The 20825-nt window shown below is 40.4% G+C and carries 18 protein-coding genes and 1 other annotated feature; of the genes, 2 read left to right on the top strand and 16 right to left on the bottom strand.

What is annotated here, in order from left to right; genetic code table 11:
• Positions 1–28: 28 nt before the first annotated feature.
• The 6 genes from rnr to OW255_RS09785 all read right to left on the bottom strand — a co-directional run bounded on the left by rnr (position 29) and on the right by OW255_RS09785 (position 9887).
• Positions 29–2128 carry a ribonuclease R gene (gene rnr, locus OW255_RS09810; protein WP_334308258.1) on the bottom strand — a complete coding sequence of 700 codons (2100 nt, stop codon included), beginning with the start codon at positions 2126–2128 and terminating at the stop codon, positions 29–31.
• 153 nt (positions 2129–2281) lie between these two features.
• Positions 2282–2515, bottom strand: coding sequence for a preprotein translocase subunit SecG (gene secG / locus OW255_RS09805; protein ID WP_024836095.1), 234 nt, complete (start codon positions 2513–2515; stop codon positions 2282–2284).
• 75 nt (positions 2516–2590) lie between these two features.
• Positions 2591–3775, bottom strand: coding sequence for a phosphopyruvate hydratase family protein (locus OW255_RS09800; RefSeq protein ID WP_268116468.1), 1185 nt, complete (start codon positions 3773–3775; stop codon positions 2591–2593).
• Between the two features lie 133 nt (positions 3776–3908).
• Positions 3909–6329 (bottom strand): phenylalanine--tRNA ligase subunit beta, encoded by a 2421-nt coding sequence (gene pheT / locus OW255_RS09795; protein WP_268116467.1) that lies wholly within the window; start codon positions 6327–6329, stop codon positions 3909–3911.
• 22 nt (positions 6330–6351) lie between these two features.
• On the bottom strand, positions 6352–7371 hold the full coding sequence (gene pheS / locus OW255_RS09790) for a phenylalanine--tRNA ligase subunit alpha (RefSeq protein ID WP_024836098.1): 1020 nt from the start codon (positions 7369–7371) through the stop codon (positions 6352–6354).
• 75 nt (positions 7372–7446) lie between these two features.
• Positions 7447–7694, bottom strand: a binding site (T-box leader).
• A 120-nt stretch (positions 7695–7814) separates the two neighbouring features.
• Positions 7815–9887, bottom strand: a complete 2073-nt coding sequence (locus OW255_RS09785; protein ID WP_268116466.1) for a methyl-accepting chemotaxis protein — start codon at positions 9885–9887, stop codon at positions 7815–7817.
• 457 nt (positions 9888–10344) lie between these two features.
• Between OW255_RS09785 and OW255_RS09780 the strand changes: the two genes are divergently transcribed.
• Entirely contained in the window at positions 10345–10584 is a 240-nt protein-coding gene (locus tag OW255_RS09780) for a transcriptional regulator (protein ID WP_442913791.1), read from the top strand.
• A gap of 167 nt (positions 10585–10751) precedes the next feature.
• On the opposite strand, the gene OW255_RS09775 is transcribed toward OW255_RS09780, so the two are convergent.
• The 9 genes from OW255_RS09775 to OW255_RS09735 all read right to left on the bottom strand — a co-directional run bounded on the left by OW255_RS09775 (position 10752) and on the right by OW255_RS09735 (position 18891).
• Complete coding sequence (locus OW255_RS09775; RefSeq protein WP_155857724.1) at positions 10752–10946, bottom strand: hypothetical protein; 195 nt, start codon at positions 10944–10946, stop codon at positions 10752–10754.
• A gap of 44 nt (positions 10947–10990) precedes the next feature.
• A complete protein-coding gene (locus OW255_RS09770) occupies positions 10991–11581 on the bottom strand; it encodes a hypothetical protein (protein ID WP_024836102.1) in 591 nt (196 codons plus the stop codon).
• Between the two features lie 22 nt (positions 11582–11603).
• Entirely contained in the window at positions 11604–12074 is a 471-nt protein-coding gene (locus tag OW255_RS09765; RefSeq protein WP_024836103.1) for a hypothetical protein, read from the bottom strand.
• 252 nt (positions 12075–12326) lie between these two features.
• The gene (locus OW255_RS09760; RefSeq protein ID WP_024836104.1) at positions 12327–12908 is read right to left on the bottom strand and encodes an accessory gene regulator ArgB-like protein; all 582 of its coding nucleotides are present in this window, start codon (positions 12906–12908) and stop codon (positions 12327–12329) included.
• Complete coding sequence (locus tag OW255_RS09755) at positions 12908–13069, bottom strand: cyclic lactone autoinducer peptide (protein ID WP_081752288.1); 162 nt, start codon at positions 13067–13069, stop codon at positions 12908–12910. Before OW255_RS09755 ends, OW255_RS09760 begins: the two co-directional genes overlap by 1 nt.
• Before the next feature lie 102 nt (positions 13070–13171).
• Positions 13172–14488: a sensor histidine kinase gene (locus tag OW255_RS09750; RefSeq protein ID WP_024836105.1), complete on the bottom strand. Its 1317-nt coding sequence runs from the start codon at positions 14486–14488 to the stop codon at positions 13172–13174.
• Positions 14478–15266 (bottom strand): LytR/AlgR family response regulator transcription factor, encoded by a 789-nt coding sequence (locus tag OW255_RS09745; RefSeq protein WP_268116465.1) that lies wholly within the window; start codon positions 15264–15266, stop codon positions 14478–14480. The genes OW255_RS09750 and OW255_RS09745 overlap by 11 nt, the downstream gene beginning before the upstream one ends.
• A 144-nt stretch (positions 15267–15410) precedes the next feature.
• The gene (locus OW255_RS09740) at positions 15411–17159 is read right to left on the bottom strand and encodes an ABC transporter ATP-binding protein (protein ID WP_024836107.1); all 1749 of its coding nucleotides are present in this window, start codon (positions 17157–17159) and stop codon (positions 15411–15413) included.
• A gap of 1 nt (position 17160) precedes the next feature.
• Entirely contained in the window at positions 17161–18891 is a 1731-nt protein-coding gene (locus tag OW255_RS09735; protein ID WP_024836108.1) for an ABC transporter ATP-binding protein, read from the bottom strand.
• A gap of 122 nt (positions 18892–19013) precedes the next feature.
• Here OW255_RS09735 and OW255_RS09730 point away from each other — a divergent pair, with 122 nt between their 5' ends.
• The gene (locus OW255_RS09730; protein ID WP_268116464.1) at positions 19014–19898 is read left to right on the top strand and encodes a LysR family transcriptional regulator; all 885 of its coding nucleotides are present in this window, start codon (positions 19014–19016) and stop codon (positions 19896–19898) included.
• Here OW255_RS09730 and OW255_RS09725 read toward each other — a convergent pair.
• The gene (locus OW255_RS09725; RefSeq protein WP_268116463.1) at positions 19895–20788 is read right to left on the bottom strand and encodes an SPL family radical SAM protein; all 894 of its coding nucleotides are present in this window, start codon (positions 20786–20788) and stop codon (positions 19895–19897) included. The two genes, OW255_RS09730 and OW255_RS09725, sit on opposite strands and share 4 nt — an antisense overlap.
• Positions 20789–20825: the final 37 nt, after the last annotated feature.

Genomic DNA, 20825 nt, shown 5'->3' with positions numbered 1-20825 from the left:
AAAATTAAATCCCTGTCATAAATCCTATTTATAATTTTTTTGCCGGAACAAAATCAATGGTACGTAAAAGCTTATCAGTCCCCTCCACAACAACACGAATGGGCTGCCCCAGCTTATATGTCTTTCTTGTCATCTCTCCTACCAGCTCATAATGTTCCTCGACAAAATGATAATAATCATCCTGAAGCTGGTTTACATGAATCATACCTTCAACGGTATTAGGAAGCTCTACATAAAGTCCCCAGTTGGTTACACCGGAAATAACACCATCGAATTCTTCCCCAATATATTTTGACATATATTCGCATTTCTTAAGCTTTATGGTTTCTCTCTCTGCCTCATCGGCTCTCCGTTCCATCGTAGAAGACTGAACCGAGACCTGACTTAATATCTTGTCGTAATGCTTGATTCGCTTCTCACTTAACCCAGACCTTAAGTTTTCTTTGATGATCCGGTGGATCTGTAGGTCAGGATATCTTCGAATGGGTGAAGTAAAATGAGTATAATACTTGGCTGCCAGACCGAAATGTCCTGTGTTACCAACCGTGTACTTCGCCTGCTTCATGGACCGTAAGGCAAGACGGCTGATGAGCGCCTCCTCTGGTGTATCCTCAGCGTTTGCCAAAAGCTTCTGTACTTCTTTTGGATAGACCTCTCCATTATGCAAGCGGATGGAATAACCAAAGTTATTAATGAGAGTCGCAAGACTCTTCATCTTTTCCGGATCTGGATTATCATGTGTCCGGTAAAGGAAGGGAATCTCCTGCCAGAAATAATCTTCCGCTACAGTCTCATTTGCCATCAGCATAAAGTCTTCAATGATCTTAGTTGCTGCATTTCGGTCATAAGGCTTGATCTCTATAGGTTTTCCTCTTTCATCAAGAATGACCTTTGTCTCTGGGAAATCAAAGTCAATGGAGCCTCTTTTTTTCCTTTTTTCCCTGAGAATATCTGCCAGCTCCTTCATTAAGAAGAACATTGGTACAAATTCTTCATATTCCTTCATCACAGCCTCGTCACGGTCTGTTACAATGGCATTAACTGCTGTATATGTCATTCTCCGGTCTACTTTAATTACAGTTTCAGCAATTCTGTGACCAGTAACATCTCCGTTTCCATCAATATCCATCATACAGCTTAAGGCCAGACGGTCTTCTCCCTGATTTAAAGAGCAGATTCCGTTTGAAAGCTTATGAGGCAGCATAGGAATGACCCGATCAACAAGATAGACGCTGGTCGCTCTTTTTAGGGCTTCTTCATCAAGAGGGCTGTGTTCTGTTACATAGTTGGTCACATCCGCAATATGGACTCCAAGGGTATACACATCACCCTTTTTAGATATGGTAATTGCGTCATCAAGATCCTTGGCATCTTCCCCGTCTATGGTCACCGTCTGAAGTTCTCTTAAATCCAGACGACCCTGCATGTCCTTTCCATCAATCTCATCAGGAACGGCTGCCACCTGCTTCATAACACTGTCAGGGAACTCCTCTGCAAGACCGTAAGCACGGACAATGGAAAGAATATCAGTTCCCGGATCATTGACATGCCCAAGAATTTCCGTAATGACTCCTTCCGGCTTTCTCCCCGGACCACCAAAATCTGTTACCTTTACAACAACCTTATGGCCGTTTACCGCTCCCATATCTTTTCCCTGAGGAACAAATATATCCTTGGAAAGCTTCTGGTTATCCGGTATCACAAACCCGAAGTTCTTGTTTTTCTGATAAAAACCAACAATTTCACTGTTAGCATGGTTAACTACCTTTAAAACACGGCCTTCTGACCGTTTTCCATTGGAAGGCTCTGATTCCACGGAAATAAGTACGGTGTCTCCATGGAGCGCTCCACCCGCCTTCTCCTCGGGAATAAATACATCCTGTTCCATTCCCTCAACTGCAACAAACCCAAAGCCTTTGGGATGGCCGAAAAAAACTCCGGCTATGGAACCAATGTCCGGCTTTCCATATTTTCCTTTTTGTGTAATGCCGATTTTACCTTCTGAAACAAGGACATCCAGCACTTCCTTTAAATCCTCCCTCTGGCCCTTTGGAACATCCAGGAGTATGGCAATCTCCTTTATCTTCATCGGAACATAGGCAGGGTCTTCAAACAGCTTTAAAAGCATATCTTTTCGCTGTGTTAATTGCTCACCTGTCATCTTCTACCTCACTTCTCATTCAATAATTTTGCCTTTGTAATACATTTTTCTCTATTATCTTTACTTTATCCATAAAGTGAAAAAAACACCCTTGTTATCGTATACAAGAGTGTTTAATCTTTACAGTATATTCAGATTCAATACTAAGGATAAAATGAAAAAAAGAACGGCTGCGTACTTCGTAAATTTTTCCAGATTACCTTCCATGGAACGTCCCTTGTTTTTTCCCCAGTAAGTATCTGCCATACCACCGATGGAACCCAGGCCCTGACTCTTTCCTTCCTGTAACAGGATAATCGCTGATAAAGCGATGCATATGATAACAAAGATGATTGATAATATAATCCTGATCATGTTTCCCACCTCCTATAGTCAAACAACAGTTATCATACCATAATTTTTCAGTAAATACAAGCTACTTTTGCATTTTTATAGGTTTTGCCTGCTGGAATAGAACTCTTCAATACGCAGCAATTCGTTGTATTTTGACGTGCATTCCCCCCGGCAGGGAGCTCCGCATTTAACATAATCTGCCCCTACTGCTGCTGCCAGATCAGCCGCAAAGGATTCTTCAGTTTCCACAAAATCATTCGCAATGATAACCTTATGCCCTGCCATCTTTGCCTGTTCCACCTTAAAAAGTGCCGCTGTCACTGTTCCAGCCTGTTTTAGCTCAATCATATGGGCATTGGACGTTTCAGAATCCGGGAAAGTAAGAAGCACTCGATGGCCAAGCATGCCCATAATCATCTCCCGCCCTTCTACATCCTCTTTCCAAACTCCATTAATAATAGAGATGACTGGAAATCCATCGGTCAGTCTTAAGAAATAATCCATCATATCCTTCTGGTTTCTATGAATCATGAGTCCCTGATGTCTGCTTTCTTTTTCAAAGTTATAGGTGCCGTCTTCTTTCTTATAAAGCCGGTCTGCGGCTGCATAGATACCAATCCCGGCATCGATTCCGGGCATATAGCCAGCAAGCTTTATGGCTTCCATTACATAATGAAGAGCTTCTTCCGCGCTTCTCATATCAGCAATAAATCCTCCTCCATTACCGGTAGAGGTATCATAACCATTGATCAAAAGCAGTTGTTTCAATGTATGATAAATTTCGGTTCCTATACGAAGTCCTTCTCCATAAGATTTCATATTCTTAGGAATTACGGTTATATCCTGAAAATCAATTCCTTTTTCCCCATCTCCCCCGCTGATCATGCTAAGCATTGGCACCGGCATCACTGGTGCAGAGGTTCCTCCCAAGTATCGGTATAGAGGAAGAAAGAGTCCAGCACCTGCTGCTCTTGCTACTGCCATGGATAAACCAAGCACTCCGCAGCCGCCAACACCATGTTCACCGTTTTCTCTGTGTTCTTTCATAAGAAGCCGATCAATTTCTCCCTGATCGCCCGCATCTTCAAACAAGATGCACTCCGATAACTGGTCCATTAAAAATTCCAGTTCTTTCTTAACATCTTCTTTTCCATATATGGGTACTATTGCTCTTCCCTGAGCTCCATTTTCCAAGACTACTTCTGCTTCAAGGGCTGGATTTCCCCATGAGTCGTAAACCTTTCTTCCCATTACTTTTATAATATCAAGATCCCCTAGCATCCTATTGCCTCCCTGTTTTCAAACATTCATATCGTAAGGATTGACCGGAAAACATGTACTCATGCAAGCAGGGGGTAAAAAAAGATGCCAGTCATCGGATTTCAACTGGCACCTTTTTCTTTATTATAACTTTTTATGCACGAAGTTCAATCCCCAGTCCCTGCAATCCATTCAGGATCTTTTTCATGACTGCAGAAACCTCCTGATCTTCCAGTGTATGATCTGCAGACCGGAATGTGATAGAATAAGCCACAGATTTGAAACCTGCCAAAATCTGAGCACCTTCGTAAATGTCGAACAGTTCGTAGCTTTCCAGATTCTTTCCGCCCCGCTGTTCGATTACCTCTTCAATCTGTCCTACCAGGATATCTTTTGGCACCACCATACTAATGTCTCTGGTAACTGCCGGGTATTTTGCAATTCCTACGTACTTGCGGTCGAAGTTTGTAAATGGAATCATAGATGGCATATCAATGACTGCCACATAAGCACGTTCACCAATCTTATAATTATCCGCTACCTCCGGATGAACCTCACCGATATATCCGATGGTCGTTCCATCATAAATGATATCTGCATATCTTCCTGGATGAAGGAAAGGTTTATCACCTGCCGGGTTATAATGAGGCTTCTTATGCATTCCTGTTTTCTCAAATAGTTCTTCTACAACGCCCTTCATATCAAAGAAGTCACCTTCTCCGTAGAATCCAAAGGTAAGCTGCATTCTTTCATCCGGCAATTCTGTTAATGGAAGTGCCTTTGGAAGATAAATGTTAGCCAGCTCATAGAGACGTACACTTTTATTTCTTCGGTTGTAGTTGGTGGACAGGGAATTTAACATTCCGTGAAGAGGTGACGTCCTCATCACACTAAAGTCCTCACCAAGGGGATTTAAGATATTAACGGTCAAACGAAGAGGGCTGTCTTTTGGAAGCAGAAGCTTATCAAAAACCTTAGGACTTTCAAAGGAATATGTCATTCCTTGAGAGAATCCACAGAATTCAGCCACCTCTCTGGCGATTTCCTCGACTCTTAATTTATAGGAAAGCTTTCCTGTCGTAGCCTCACCATTTGGCAGAGAGACTGGAATCTTATCATATCCGAAGAATCTGGCTACTTCTTCTGCAAGATCTGCCATGCACTCTAAGTCCTGACGGAAGGTAGGAATAAGGATTTCAGAAGTGGAAGCATCGTACTCCAGTTCAAGCATCTTATAATAGTCCAGCATGGTTTCTTTTGAAATGTCTGTTCCTAAGAGACGATTCATCTTTTCCGGTTCAAAAGGAATTCTTTTTCCTTCTCTCTTTTCCGGATAGATATCAATGATTCCTCCCACGACCTCACCAGCACCTAATTCCTCAATCAGCTGACAAGCCCGGTTCATTGCCTCGATGGCATTATTGGGATCAAGTCCTTTTTCAAATTTACCGGATGCGTCCGTTCTAAGTCCCACTTTTTTAGAGGAAAGACGGATATTGGTGCCATCAAAACAAGCGGCTTCAAATACCATGGTTTTTACGTCATCCGTAATTTTGGAGTTATCTCCTCCCATAATACCTGCAATTCCAACTGCCTTTTCACCATCATTGATCATCAGAATGGAGCTGTCAAGCTTTCTTTCCTGACCATCTAATGTCTGGAAGGTATCTCCATCCTTAGCACGAGCCACAATGATTTCATGACCAGCAATAAGCTCATAATCAAAGGCATGCATTGGCTGACCGTACTCTTCCATGACGTAATTGGTAATATCCACAATATTATTGATGGGGCGGATTCCGCAGGCTGCAAGGCGCCTCTGCATCCAAACAGGAGATGGAGCGATTTTAATATTCTTTACCATTCTTGCACAATAACGGAGGCAAAGGTCCTTATCCTTTACAGATACCTTTAAATAATCATTGATATCTTCACTGTTTCCCGTTGCAGTGACTACAGGAGGTACGAACGCCTTACGGAAGGTAGCCGCTGCCTCTCTTGCAATTCCAATCACACTGTAACAGTCCACCCGGTTTGAAGTGATTTCATATTCAAACACGGTATCATGAAATCCCAAAAGCTCCACAGCGTCATCACCAGGAGTTGAATCTTCCGGCAAGATATAGATTCCGCTTTCTGGCGCATCCGGATACATCTCGCTGGTGCCACCAAGCTCCTCGATGGAACACATCATTCCACAAGACTCAATTCCTCTTAATTTACCTTTTTTTATCTTAATTCCGTCTTCCGGAAGGGTGCCGCCATCATGGCCTCCTGCCACCTTTCCTCCGTCTAAAACGACTGGAACTTTATCTCCAACCTTCACATTGGACGCTCCGGTTACGATCTGAACCGTCTCTGTACCTACATTTACCTGACAGACGATTAATTTATCTGCATCCGGATGGCGCTCGATGGATAAAATATGCCCAACTACGATTTTCTCTAAGTTTTTGTCCAGACGTTCAAACCCTTCAACCTTGGTTCCGGTAAGTGTCATGGCATCTGTATAATCCTGAGGTGTCACATCCAGATCCGGAACGTATGCTTTAATCCATGATAATGGTGTATTCATTGATTTCTCTCCCTTTCTGTTCCTAGAACTGCTTTAAAAATCTGATATCATTTTCGTACAGCAATCTCATATCATCAATCTCGTACTTTAAGAGGGCGATTCGCTCAAGTCCCATACCGAATGCGAAACCGGAGTACTCGTTGGGGTCAATGCCGCTCATGGAAAGAACATTTGGATGCACCATTCCACAGCCTAAGATCTCAATCCAGCCTGAGCCCTTACAGAAACGGCAACCGCTACCACCGCACTTAAAGCAGGTTACATCAACCTCAGCACTCGGTTCTGTAAATGGGAAATGATGGGGACGGAATTTTACCTTAGTCTCCGGTCCAAACAGCTCTTTCGCAAACTCTGCAAGAGTTCCTTTTAAATCTGCAAATGTAATATTCTTATCGATGACAAGACCTTCGACCTGGTGGAAGGATGGGGAGTGGGTAGCATCTACTTCATCAGAGCGGAATACTCTACCTGGTGCCAGCATACGGATAGGCATCTTTCCTTCCTCCATGGCACGAATCTGAACTGGTGAAGTCTGGCTTCTTAATAAAATGCTATCACTGATGTAAAAGGTATCCTGCTCATCTCTTGCGGGATGATTCTTAGGAATATTCAGCTTTTCGAAATTGTAGGAATCGTACTCAACTTCCGGTCCCTCCATGACCTCGTATCCCATGCCTACGAAGATTCGTTCTACTTCTTCCAGTGCAATGGTGTTAGGATGGGAATGACCGACTTTACTCCGTTTTGCTGGAAGCGTAACGTCGATGACCTCTTTTTTAAGCTGTTCCTCTCTCACCTTTTTTTGAAGAACCGCAATGGTTTCCTCTAACTTGCCTTCAATAACAGCGCGGGCATCATTAACAAGCTGACCTACCTTTGGCCTGTCTTCTGGAGCAATATCCTTCATACTTTTTAAAACGTTGGTCAGTTCACCCTTTTTTCCAAGGTAAGCAACTTTAATATCATTCAGCTTTTCCAACGCATCCGAAGCTTCTATCTGCTTTAATGCTTCCTGCTTGATCTTTTCTAATTGATCTCTCATGATCATGCTCTCCTTCTTTCCTCATTGAATTTTGTTATAACCCGAAGGTCAAACAACTAAAAAAAGCCCGCCCCTAAAAGGGACGAACTATATTCGCGGTACCACCCTAATTCCTGTGATTTTCACAGGCTCTCGGAATACGTAACGTGTATCAAACGTCATAACCTACCCACCGGAACTTATAACTGTAAAAAGCACCGGATTCAGCCATGCTGCTTCGGTGAGAAATTCGATTTCTTATCTGAACTTAAAAGGGCTTACAGCCGGTGGCCCCTTCTCTCTGGAAGAAAATAAGTATCTACTGACACCATCATAGCATTTTCATATTTAACTTTATAGTTTCTATCATTGTAATAACAGTAAGCTGAAATGTCAAGGACATTTTATCAGATTCATGCATCTATATCAGCCTCCGGCACTGATATACCGGAGGCCAAGCATCATTATTTTAATTTGAAACCGGACACAACTGTATTAAGTTCTTCTGCAATACGCTCCTGTTTCTGAGACATCTTTGACATATCCGTTACAACATCGTATGCTTTTTCAATGGTAGAAAGCACCATACTGCTGTTACCGGCTGTAGTCTGTACAGACTCTGAAACGTTCTGGATGGCATCGCGGACTTCCTGCATAACCTGACTGATGTTTTCAGCCATTTCCGCTATCTCATTAGAAATCTCTTCTATGGATACTGCATCTCTTCCATACTGCTGCCCTACATCCACAAAGTTATTATAATCCGGAGTTACTGTATCCTTTAAGAATGTGAGCATGGACTCTGATCCATTTAACATCATGCCAAATGCTTTTTGTACCTCAGTAATGGTTCCCTCAATTTCTTTTACGATTTCAGATGTATTCTTTGCAAGAGTTCCAATTTCTCTTGCTACAACAGCAAAACCTCTGCCCTGTTCTCCGGCTCTGACTGCCTCAATGGAAGCGTTTAAAGATAATAAATTAATCTGAGATGCGGTGTTGGAAATAACTCTTGCCATATCTCCGATCTTTTCCACTACCTTTGCATTCTCTACTGCCATAAGAAGTTCTTCTTCTCTCTGCTTGGAGATTTCAGCAGCACTTTCATAAGCTTCACGGCTGTTCTTCTCGATCACCCGGGCACGCTCCATGATCTCTCCTGCCATCTTACTGCTCTTTCCGGTCTCTCCGGCAAGTACAGTGACAGAAGTATTCACCTCAGCCATGGAAGCGTTCAATTCCTCGGTTGCAGCACTGGAAGACATCATAGCTTTATCCACATCTCCCATATAGACCTTAACTTCGCTAAACTGCTGCAGAAGATCATTGGATACAGTATTCAACCGCACGCTTGAATCTGTGATACCGCCTGCCTGTTCAGAAATCTGTTCAATGACTGCTTTATTGCTGGTAAACATGTTATTAAGGGAACTGCTCATCTGGCCCAGTTCATCTTTGCTTTTTGATTTAAGTGGCTTTATGGTAAAATCACCTTCTGCAAGAGAGCCTGCAAACCGTTTTACTCTATTTAAACCAGAAGCAATTACTGCAACCTGGAATAAGACAGCAAGAATACAGCAGATGATTGCAATTCCGCTTACCTGCATAAGCTTAGCATTCAGTGCAACAATCGGCTGATCCAGTTCAGACTGAGGCATCTTAATCATAATAATCCAACCAATATCAGGTACCTTATCGTAATACAGGTTATAAGTCTCTCTCCCATCTACAAAGGTAACCTTGCCTTTGTCACTGGAAATCATGGAATTGCCTGCCGCTGCGAGAGATCCATTCTCATCCTGAGAAATATTGACTCCTTTTGTTATCTTTTCCTGATCAGCTCCACTTAAATAGACTCCGCTGGCGGAAGTCAGCATAGCAGTACCATTCTTTCCTACCTTAATGGACTGAATGAGCTCATTAATATCACTTAACTGCATATCAACGGTCACAGCACCAATAAATTTGCCGTTGGTATCATAAATAGGCGCCGTACAGGATGCCATAGTCGTATTCAGTGTAGGATCAAAATAGGGATCTGTTATAACCGGTTTTTTAATTCCGCTTTTTGCAAGCTTATAGTATTCCTGATTAAAATAGTCATAACTTGCATCGTTATACTCGTAGCTTAACTCTACCTTGTCCCCAGATTTATACCAATAAGGTCCCATATATTTCTGTTGGGCATCATATGTATTTGGTTCAAACCAGATACCGCTTCCAAGGATTAAATCGTTGCTCTGCACAATCTTTGTGATAGCATCTCCATAGGTGTTAATCTCTGTTGTCTGATAGGAGGAACCCACCACCTGTGCAATGTTCATGGCAGTCGTTTCAACCATATTCAAATAATCATTAATGCTGTTGACATTTGCTTTCAGTTCAGACTGCATCGTAGAGTTGCTTTGCTCCGTAATCAGGTCCCGGCTTGTGGATTCACTGATTCTGGCTAACAACGCCAATGCTAAAACAACAACAGGTAAAATTCCAAGCAGCATCTTAATTCCGATGCTTCTTATTCCTATTTTTTTCTTCATACTTTTCTCTCCCGTGATTCGGTTTTTGGCTCTACCTTACAATTTTCGACATGATTTTCGAAAAAATAACACTTTGTTAAGGTAAAATTTTCGTTTGCATATTATCATAACAATAACACTTCATTATGCTCCCCGTATAGAACTAGTAGAATTAGTTACATCTGCTTAAGATATTCCCAGCGGGTTACGCAGGCGTTACTATAAAAATCAATAACTTTATGTATATAACCTGCAACATCTCCTTTCTTGCGCCCGGTAAATGCATAATTTTAATCGTCATTCATTATACTATTCGTATTCACAATATGCAATATATTTATTTTACATACTTTAATCGTGTATTTTATCGATTATAATATCATACAATATATAGGGAGAGGTGAGAGACATGGAGCAGGATTATATAAACAAACGAATAACTGAATTGAGGATAAAAAAGGGAGTAGCCGAACACAAGATGAGTATTGAATTAGGACACAGCAGAAGCTATATTCAAAGCATTTCCAGCGGCAGAAGTCTTCCTTCCATGACTGAATTCCTGGCAATCTGCGATTACCTGAGTGTTACTCCAAGGGATTTTTTTGATGACGATATTTCAAATCCCCCTCTGATCAGAGAAGCGGTGGATAAGCTTAAAACACTTTCAGACGGAGACCTTTTACTGATTCTTACCATGATCAACAGGCTACAGTCTTAAATACTTATTTGGTAACCGAACTCCCCTGCTCATGCAGGGGTTTTTCATTTGTATAAATCCGTGCTCCCAAAATAAGGCTAACTAAGACCAGTGCATTTCCCAGTAAAATATCAAGTAAACCCATAATACACCTCTTATTCTTTCTGTCAATCTTCTTTTTTGTTAGTTCAGACAAACGTCCGATCTGACGTATTGGTGCCCGACGGCTTCAACAGGTTGATGCTCCCGGTTACACAGCCCAAGTCAGGTACTGCTCCCAGTATACGCCCATATAATTCATCCGTGTCACCTCTGGAAAGCATCCCGCAAAAGTAACCGTATAAATCCTGAAAGTTTTGCTTTTTTTCTATTTTTCTATCCATACAGCCTCCTGTGTATAGCATAAAAATAAGTCTCCTATTATAGGCTAACCGATTTCCATTTTCTTCTTGTCTCCATAAAGCACTACGCTTTTCCGAATAAGCGATAAGCAATTGGACCATGAGTTCCGTTTTTCAAAGGGGCAGTTAAACATAATCATAAGTAATCTCTCCCCAGCCGGGTATACGGTAAGAACATTATAGATGTTTTCATTAAGAGCGCTGCTTATAAATTCCATCCATGCGCTGGGCGTCTCTTCTTTTGGTTCTGAGCCGGTATCCAGACATACACTCATTGGCTGGAACCGTTTTAAAACCCGATAAAATTCATGTATAACAGCTTCCAGCTGATCTTCCTTTACACTTTTATCTATCATGTTAAAGCAAAGATTAACGGATCCATCTTCATTAGTCTTAATAACTTCAGGCCGCTGTTCTGAAAAGTACTTTTTTTTGGCCATCTCCGGTGTCATATCCCGGAATGCACTGGGAATAGAAACTCCCAGCTCATTATTAAATAACATGGTCTCCTGAAACTGAATCAGCTCACCGTTCACATAGATCCCTGTTTCAATACTGGTAAAGCGGTTGATCCATTCAAGATGCCTGTCAGCCAGTACCTTTTCATCATCTAACATATTTTTATCCTCCGTAAAGATTCTATCCCTCTTCCTTCAGCAGCTTCTTCTTTGTCTCCGTCTCACTTCTGGTTTCTGAGAAGATATCTAATTCTGATCTTTTTGCACAAATACCATGTTCTTCTGCAGCAACGGAAGATTTAATCGTATTAAGAAAAAGTAGAATAAGCATTTCTATATTCAGCAATAGTTTTTTTACCATGTTACCTGATTTATTTTTCTTTTGGTCCGTATTATAGGTAAACCGGGGTATGAGAACCAGATTTTCCTGTAAAATCTTGCACTTCACGTTCCTGGTATCCTGTGCAGCCAGGCTGTATAACATGTTCTGACTTTTTCGTATATAATAATATCGATTCCAAAAATAAAGATCCCCATAGTGAATATCTGTATCCAGCTGATACCGTTTTATTTTTTCTGTTCCATCATCTCTTCGAACATAACAGCTAGCTCTATATTGATAATAGCTTTCGTTTACCCTTTTTGTGCTCACCTTCTAGTCATCCTTTCATTCCCCCGCTCTCTTTCTCATACATAATTACATTCTACATCTGGAGATTTTTTTTTCAACACTAGTGCCAAAATTATACGCTTTCAGTTCCGAAATTTGCATGGCTTTTAAAACACACTTACTATATAGGAAATCAAGAGAATAGGGGGTTTTGGCTTATTCACACGGCAATACAACAAACAACCTCCAGAGCATATGCCCTGGAGGTTGTCCATTTTTAATACATGATACACATCAATCACAAGCTTTTTTATTTTTAAACACCCCATAAACCAACATAAGAGACAAGATGACATGACTGATAGCAATCACAACGCCAGCTCTTAATCCAAAATACCAAAATGCTGCTCCGATAACAGCTTCAATTAACCATACTAATCTGCTTTTTTTTCGATAATATACTATTTCAACTTCGTCCAAAGGCTTATTTATATCGGGGACAGGAGCATATTTGTATATTAATAATCCTGAAACCACAAAACACATTGGTACTATTATCGCGGCCAACTCCCCAGTCAACCCTTTTTCAACAAAACAGACAAGTAAGATTAAAATAGTAGAAACGATAGTACATACCCCATTTGTCCTGGCATGATAACCGCCGCAATATGACCTTAATGGAATATAACTGATAAGAAATACAGCTACCTGCATAGGTACCTTGAATGCAACGGCAACCAAAATAGCTATCATTATATTGACTGACAGATTCAGCATTACTTCATAAGCATACTGATATAAAGAACTCTGTTCATTGGTTAAAATACTTCTACTAACCTGCCAACTAACGATACTTTCTGACATTCTCTTAATCATTAGAATTTCCTAAACATTTTTGCTTCATCTGGTACTTTAGGCTGATGGTGAGCAAACATACAAGTAACATTAAATGAATATAAAGCTACAGCAAATGCAAAATAATTCATAACTTTAACTGGGGCAAACTTTCCTCTTACATTATTCATCAGCTTTTTCATAACACAAACACTCCTTTTTTTCTTTGATAATATACTATGAAAGTATTAATTTCAAGTGATGTGCCAAAATTATACATGTTAGATTCCAAAATTTGCTAAATACTAACTAAAGCATGATATAGTAAGTGTTGTTATAAACTTATTTTCTCTTTCTTCCAGGTTCAAAGAGCCTCCATATTTTTCTGCAAGCGAATTAACTATACCAATTCCTAATCCATGATGCTTTGGATCTGATTTTGTGGATAGTAGTCGATTCCCTTCTTTTAAAGCCATTATGGAATAACTATTTTCTATATGTAGAACAAGAAAATAATTGGTACCCATGAATAGCTTTACATCTACTAAACGATTTCCTTTATTACACTTTTCAGCAGCTTCGATCGCATTATCAATCAGGTTACCCATCATAGATATTAAATCTGCATCTGAAATAAAATCTATTTTAAGAAATTTCTCCACAAAAATTGATAACTCAACACTAACCTCTTTTGCTTTAATTACTCTTTCAGATAATATAGCATTTAATACTGGGTTCCCATTATATATTACTATTTCAGTTTCTTTTTTAATGTTTCCCTTTAACTCATCAATAATGTTAATTATCTTTTCGTTATCTCCATTTAAAGCAAGCAATCTAAAACTGTTAAAATATGAATTAATGTCGTGCATATAACATTGATATCGTTCATTAATCTTTAAGATTTTCTGAAAGTGCTCATTCTCCATATCTTGTTTAACTAAGGACAATTCAGCTATTTTAACTTTATTTAACACATCTTTGTACTTTTCAAGAACAATATAAATTGCAGCATTTGTAAAGAATAAAAGGAACGCACCAACACACATAAATATTTGCATGTACCGCTCTTTAGGAAAATCTAAATATATAAAGTTCACTGATATAATCAATGAAAATATTGGAACAATAAGTAAATACCAAGCAAAACTATCATTATCACTTATTTCAAGTTTTCTTGTATACTTTTCTATATAAACCAGAAACATAAAACCAACGAAATATTCCACTAAAAGAAAATAGATACCTCCAGAAGTAAACCAAGGCGGCACATAAAAAGGTAGAATGTTCGTTAATAAACGATATAATATTTCAAAGGACACTTCTTTTCCGCAAGCAAAAATGGCATAAAATATAATCGTATATGCTACTGCATTCGTTAAAGATACCCTAAACATAAGTATTACATAAACGTAATAGATTATGGGTACTGTCATTAAATTTAACCAGCTAAGACCAAGGCTATTTTCCAGAAACATCAATATAGTAAAAGTTATAGTCAAAACAATTGTAACTTTTGAAGTCCGCTTCTTTTTAAACATAGTACTAAAAAAGCGATATAACATATAAATATCAGCCGCACAGAAAAACAGTCTGCTAGCTGAAAACAAATCATTCTCCATTATATACGCCTTCCCTGTATTTTGATAGCATAAAGTCTTCTTTCAGCTTATTGAATTCCTGAGTTTTACTTCTAGCTATCTGAAATGTGTTGTCTATATCTTTTAACTTTAAAATTTTACTGGTACAGTAAACCAAATACTTCAAATTGACGATATAACTGTCATGAGGATAACCAAAACCATGATCTTTTAATTTTTCATAGATCTTTTCTAATTTCTCCGGAATACGGATATCAGGTGTATCACCCTTTTCATTGGGTTTTATACCATAGATACGATACGAACTTTCAGAAATATGTACTCTTGTATTCTTCTTATATTTTTCAATGTACACAATATCATCTGCTCTTAAAAACAGCCTTTCCCTGTTCATATTCGCCGTAAGGAAAGGGGCCTGACCAAATTCAATCATTTTGTCCAGAGCGTCCTTGATATACCGATCCATAATCTTCTCAGTCATATTTTTCATGATATAACGATATGGCTGTACTTCAAAGCTCCGTGGAGATGGTTCTACGAAACCAGTGTAAAAGACAAGGATTACATTGTTATCCAGTTCTCTGATACGGATTGCAGTTTCCTCACCATCGATTCCTTTCATCTGAACATCAAGGAATATGATGGAAAACCGGATGCCTTTTATGGCCTCCAAAAGCAACAGGCCACTGTCATATTCATGAATGCGAATCTTCTCCGCCTCCGGGATGTTTTTATCAATCCTCTCAGATAACCGTTGACGATCCTGCGCATTGTCATCACATATAGCAATTTCAAACATATTTCTTCCCCTTTGTAAAAACATTTTATTTAATCTATCGGGAAAAATTTCCCTATTCATAAGAATAATATAAGAAAAGACGCCAAAAAGCAACATCATTACCCGCTTTTTGGCATCTTTTCATTTTTTATTACCTATTCTTTGTTATGACACAGCGAATTGGCTGTTGTAAAGCTGGGCATAAAAACCATTTTGAGATAGCAGGTCTTCATGGGTTCCCTGTTCAATGATATGACCATCCTTCATGACTAAAATCACATCCGCTTCCCTGATGGTAGATAAACGGTGGGCAACGATAAAGCTGGTTCTTCCCTCCATCATTTTTGCAAATGCCTTCTGAATCTTTATCTCAGTTCTTGTATCAATGGAGGAGGTCGCTTCATCAAGAATAAGCATAGGCGGAAGGCACAGCATGACCCTGGCAATGCATAAAAGCTGCTTTTGTCCCTGAGATAAATTTCCACCATCTTCAGAGATCACAGTATCATATCCATTGGGCATACGCTCGATAAAACTGTGGGAATGAGCTTCCTTGGATGCCAGTATAATCTCTTCATCAGAGGCATCCGGTTTTCCATATGCAATATTTTCCCGAATAGTTCCTGATTTCAGCCAGGTTTCCTGAAGTACCATGCCGTAGTTTGACCTCAGGCTTTCTCTGGTCAGGTGTCTGATATCCGTACCATCCACCTGAATGGAACCGGAATCTACATCGTAAAAACGCATGAGCAGATTAATAACGGTACTTTTACCACAGCCGGTAGGTCCTACAATGGCTACTCTCTGTCCTGGTTTCACCAGGAGATTCATATCCTGGATCAGAGTAACCTTAGGATTGTAAGAGAAATCAACGTGATTAAGATGTATCTCGCCAGTTGCATTGATAAGAACTTTTGCTTCCGGATCATCCGGCACCTGTGGTTTTTCATCAATCAGCTCAAATACTCTGGCTGCAGATGCCAGTGCATTCTGAAGCTCCGTGATAACTCCCGATATTTCATTGAATGGCTTTGTGTACTGATTGGCATAGTTTAAAAAGCTGGTCAGCTGTCCAACCGTCAAAAGACCGTTAATGGCGGCAAATGCACCGGATATTCCTACGCAGGCATAAACAAGACTGTTTACAAATCGAGTGGATGGATTGGTAATAGACGAGAAAAAGGTGGCTTTTAATCCCCATACCCGAAGTTCTTCATTAATGCTCTCAAACTTCTCCTGGGCTTCTTTTTCATGTCCAAAGGCCTGAACTACCTTTTGATTTCCCATCATCTCCTCAACAAGAGAGGTAAGCTCCCCCCTGGTCCTTGACTGCATTTGAAACAGATGATATGTTTTCTTGGCGATGAAGCTGGCCACGAATAGGGATACAGGAGTGACTAAAACTACAACTGCAGCAATGACAGGATTGATGTAGAACATAAAAATCAGCGTTCCAATTATGGTAAGGACACCGGTAAATAGCTGGGTAAATCCCATCAGCAGACCATCTGAGAACTGATCAATGTCCGCAATAATTCTGCTGATAATATCCCCATGAGAATGGGAATCTATATATTTGAGAGGTAGTATCTCCAGCTTATTAAATGCCTGAGTTCTAATGTCTTTGACAACCCGGTAAGTGATCCAGTTATTGATATGGCTCATTAACCACTGGGCAATTGCGGTTAAGAGTATTACAATTCCCATCTGTTTAAGAATTACCCACATACCTTGAAAATCTACATCTCCAGCTCCAACAATACAGTCGATGGCACGACCGATAAGAATCGGAATGTAAAGAGTCAATAATACGGTAAGCAGGGCACAGAATAAAGAAGCTATGACGCCCCATTTATACCGGCTGATGCAATCCAGCACACGTTTTATGGTAGAACCATGTTTTTTAATTCCCATATTACTGCGCCTCCTTTTCTGATAACTGTGATAAGCAGATTTCACGGTAAACATCGCAGGAATCAAGTAGTTCTTTATGGGATCCAAAACCAGCCATAACTCCATCGTCAAGGACTACTATTTTATCCGCATTTTTTATGGTTGCTGCACGCTGCGATACGATAAATACCGTCATATCCCTGGTACCCTCTTTTATTGCTTTCCTAAGCTTTGCATCCGTAGCAAAGTCCAGTGCTGATGCACTGTCATCCATTATTAGAATCTGTGGACTTTTAACCAGTGCTCTGGCAATGGTAAGCCTTTGTCTTTGGCCCCCTGACAAATTTTTACCTCCAGCCTGAATCATGAAATCCAGACCTTCTCCCTTTTCTTCTACAAATTCTCTTGCCTGGGCAATGGTAAGGGCACGATATATCTCTTCATCCGTTGCATCTTTTTTGCCCCACTGCATATTTTCACGAATAGAGCCTTTAAACAGGACCGATTTCTGCGGAACAACACCCACCAGCTCTCTTAGCTGCCCCAGCGGATACTCTCTCACATCAGTTCCGCTGATTTTCACTTCTCCCTCCGAAACATCATAAAATCTTGGAATGAGATTCACTAAAGTCGTTTTTCCCGATCCAGTACCTCCGATGATTCCAATGGTCTCACCCTTACCTGCCTGGAAGGAAATATGATTGAGTGCCGGTGCTTTGGCTCCCTCATAGGTAAAGTTCATGGAATTAAAGGAAACCATAGCTTCTTCTGGCTTTTCTATTACATCTGTATGAACGGTCTCCACAATACCGGGCTTCTTATTAAATACGGCTGTTACACGGTTTGCACAGGCAAGTGCCTTTGAGATGGTAATAATGAGATTTGCCAGCTTAACAAGCTCTACCAAAATCTGAGACATGTAATTGACAAGAGCCACTACCTGTCCCTGGCTTATGATGCCCTGCTCAACTTTGCCAGCTCCTGCGTGTATAAGAATAATAATAGCTATATTAATGATCACGTAAGTAAACGGGTTCATCAAAGCAGATATCTTTCCTACATGGACCTGAAACTTCACAAACAGGCTGTTTTCCTCATCAAAGCGGCTGATTTCGTCCCTTTGCCGGTTAAAAGCTCTGATGACCCGGACACCCAGCAAATTTTCCCTTGCGGTGAGAAGAACCTGATCCAGCTGCTTTTGAACTTTTTTATAGAGGGGCATACTTAAATACATAATCCCGAATATGACCACCGATAATATGGGTATGGTAATAACAAAAATCAAGGCTGCCTGAAAATTAATAGTAAATGCCATGACCATGGCACCAAATACTACAAAAGGCGATCGTAAGAATAATCGGAGAAACATATTGATACCTGATTGAATCTGATTGGCATCACTGGTCATTCTTGTGATCAGAGTAGCGGTTCCAATGGTATCAATTTCACGATAAGAAAGCTTATTGATATGGGCAAATAAATCATTTCTTAATACCGTACCAAAGCCTGCTGCTGCCTTTGCAGCAAAATACTGGGCCGTTATGGAGCAAACAAGACCAATGATACCAAGCAGTACCAAAAGACCTCCCATTTTCAGAATGTAAGATGAATCCTGAGTCTTTATGCCCACATCAATGACTTTTGCCATGACCAAAGGCACCAAGAGCTCAAAGCTTGCTTCCAGAAGCTTAAACAACGGCCCCAGAGTACTTTCCAGCTTATATTTTTTGAGATACTTCAGGAGTTCCTTCATATTAAATCCTCCGCTTTTGAAAACTTATATTTTTTTGGAATACTATATTGTATTATTATATCAGTTTGGTATAATAATACAAGTACAAATAGTAATATATTATAAATTAAAGGATGTGCCAAATGTATCCACTTAATTCAAAACAGTTATATTATTTTATAACCATCGCTGAAACAGGAAGTTTTACCGATGCGGCAAAAAAACTGGGACTTTCCCAGCCACCACTTAGCAAGCAGATCATGCTTCTTGAAGAGGACCTTGGCATTAAACTGTTTGAACGTGGTTCAAGAAAGACAGAACTGACGGAAGCGGGAAGCTTTCTCTATTCCCGTGCAAAGGACATCCTTAATATGATGGAAGATGTTACGAAGGAACTAATGAATTTTCCTTCCTCTGCAAAGGGGACTTTAAAATTGGGGACCATTTCATCCTCCGGAATTATATTGCAGGATTTTTTAAAGACTTTCTGCAGCTCTCATCCCAATGTGAAGTTTGAGATCACTGAGGGGAACACCTATGAATTAATGGAAAAAATGAGAAATGGAATCATTGAATGTGCCATTATCAGAACTCCCTTCCATTCGGAGGGCTTTGCATGCGAATACGGAAAGAATGAACCGCTTATGGCAGCTGGAATCCCTGCCTTTTTCTCGGAAATTCCAGCTGAAAAGATTATATTAACAGATTTGTCCGGAAAGCCGCTTATTTATTACCGCCGCTTTGATGCCATAATTTCCACGGCATTTCAAAATATTGGTGTAGAACCACACATTTTTTGCCGCAATGACGATGCAAGGACCTGCCTGCAATGGGCCGAATCTGGTCTTGGCATCGCTCTTGTGCCAAGGTCCATCTGTCAGGCGGAAAAGTTTTCTAACCTGGCACTTCGTGAAATTGACTCTCCGGATACGGTTACGAGAATTGCAGCTGTATATAAAAAAAATGGCTATGTCTCAAACATAGCCAGGGAATTTGTTACTTGCTTTGGCAAGGAGATTTCCAGTTAGTCAAAAAGGCTTAGCTGGGTGATCTCGTAATTCTTTTTATAAGAATGAATGATATCAGGCATCTTATATAAAATACCAAACCGTTCGCACTCCTTTGTAAAAATAGCCCAGAGTTTTTTTACATGGGGGCTTGTACACCCATAGCTGTTTCCGTAACGTCTGATATAGCTGGCAACCAGGTCCTGTTCCGGAAACTGCTCCTTAATGCGATCAAAAAACCACTCCCGCTGATTGTTGCGAAGGGTTACACCAAAGGATGGATAGATGAAATTTGCCCCGGTCGCATGAGCCGCATTTACAATGGATCGTATATTTTCTTCATTGTCTTCCAAAAGCGGAAGGATGGGCATCATTAGAATTCCGGTAAAGATACCATTATTTCTTAAGGCCTCTATCAGCTCCAGGCGTTCAGAGGGCAGCGATACATGGGGCTCTATCTTTTTTGCCAGATGATTGTCCGTTGTAGTCACCGTGACTTTACAAATAACGGGAGAATGCTCCTTAATTCCTAAAAGCACGTCCATATCCCGTTTCAACAACGCACTTTTGGTTGCCACTGCTGCTCCGAAACCAAATGCATCAATTAACTCCAGGGCATGCCTCGTAAGCTCTGATTCCTTTTCAAAAGGATTATAAGGGTCGCTCATAGCACCGGTACCAACGACCCCCTTTTTTACCTTTCGTCTCAATTCGTCCCGTATAATCCGAAGGGCATCTTCTTTCACCCGAACCTTGTCAAACTGGTCGATTCCGTAGCAGTCAGACCGGCTGTCGCAATAGATACAGCCATGACAACAGCCTCTGTAAATATTCATATTGTAATCGATTCCAAACCAATCTGCGCTGCTCTTGGTTTTCGTCACGATTGTTTTTGCAGGAACGTATTCCATGAGTTTTTTCCTCTCTCTGATCATAAAAAACATATTT

This window comes from Lacrimispora xylanolytica (genome assembly GCF_026723765.1).
GTDB lineage: Bacteria > Bacillota > Clostridia > Lachnospirales > Lachnospiraceae > Lacrimispora > Lacrimispora xylanolytica.
This window is presented reverse-complemented; position numbering and strand designations above follow the sequence as displayed.

Bases quoted from the DNA above. Each gene is read 5' to 3' on its own strand.
- OW255_RS09725 (WP_268116463.1), bottom strand. From the start codon at position 20,788: ATGGAATACGTTCCTGCAAAAACAATCGTGACGAAAACCAAGAGCAGC.
- OW255_RS09760 (WP_024836104.1), bottom strand. From the start codon at position 12,908: ATGATTAAGAGAATGTCAGAAAGTATCGTTAGTTGGCAGGTTAGTAGA.
- OW255_RS09770 (WP_024836102.1), bottom strand. From the start codon at position 11,581: ATGTTAGATGATGAAAAGGTACTGGCTGACAGGCATCTTGAATGGATC.
- secG (WP_024836095.1), bottom strand. From the start codon at position 2,515: ATGATCAGGATTATATTATCAATCATCTTTGTTATCATATGCATCGCT.
- OW255_RS09775 (WP_155857724.1), bottom strand. From the start codon at position 10,946: ATGGATAGAAAAATAGAAAAAAAGCAAAACTTTCAGGATTTATACGGT.
- OW255_RS09785 (WP_268116466.1), bottom strand. From the start codon at position 9,887: ATGAAGAAAAAAATAGGAATAAGAAGCATCGGAATTAAGATGCTGCTT.
- rnr (WP_334308258.1), bottom strand. From the start codon at position 2,128: ATGCTTTTAAAGCTGTTTGAAGACCCTGCCTATGTTCCGATGAAGATA.
- pheT (WP_268116467.1), bottom strand. From the start codon at position 6,329: ATGAATACACCATTATCATGGATTAAAGCATACGTTCCGGATCTGGAT.
- OW255_RS09740 (WP_024836107.1), bottom strand. From the start codon at position 17,159: ATGGGAATTAAAAAACATGGTTCTACCATAAAACGTGTGCTGGATTGC.
- OW255_RS09735 (WP_024836108.1), bottom strand. From the start codon at position 18,891: ATGAAGGAACTCCTGAAGTATCTCAAAAAATATAAGCTGGAAAGTACT.
- OW255_RS09745 (WP_268116465.1), bottom strand. From the start codon at position 15,266: ATGTTTGAAATTGCTATATGTGATGACAATGCGCAGGATCGTCAACGG.
- OW255_RS09800 (WP_268116468.1), bottom strand. From the start codon at position 3,775: ATGCTAGGGGATCTTGATATTATAAAAGTAATGGGAAGAAAGGTTTAC.
- pheS (WP_024836098.1), bottom strand. From the start codon at position 7,371: ATGAGAGATCAATTAGAAAAGATCAAGCAGGAAGCATTAAAGCAGATA.
- OW255_RS09755 (WP_081752288.1), bottom strand. From the start codon at position 13,069: ATGAAAAAGCTGATGAATAATGTAAGAGGAAAGTTTGCCCCAGTTAAA.
- OW255_RS09750 (WP_024836105.1), bottom strand. From the start codon at position 14,488: ATGGAGAATGATTTGTTTTCAGCTAGCAGACTGTTTTTCTGTGCGGCT.
- OW255_RS09780 (WP_442913791.1), top strand. From the start codon at position 10,345: ATGAGTATTGAATTAGGACACAGCAGAAGCTATATTCAAAGCATTTCC.
- OW255_RS09730 (WP_268116464.1), top strand. From the start codon at position 19,014: ATGTATCCACTTAATTCAAAACAGTTATATTATTTTATAACCATCGCT.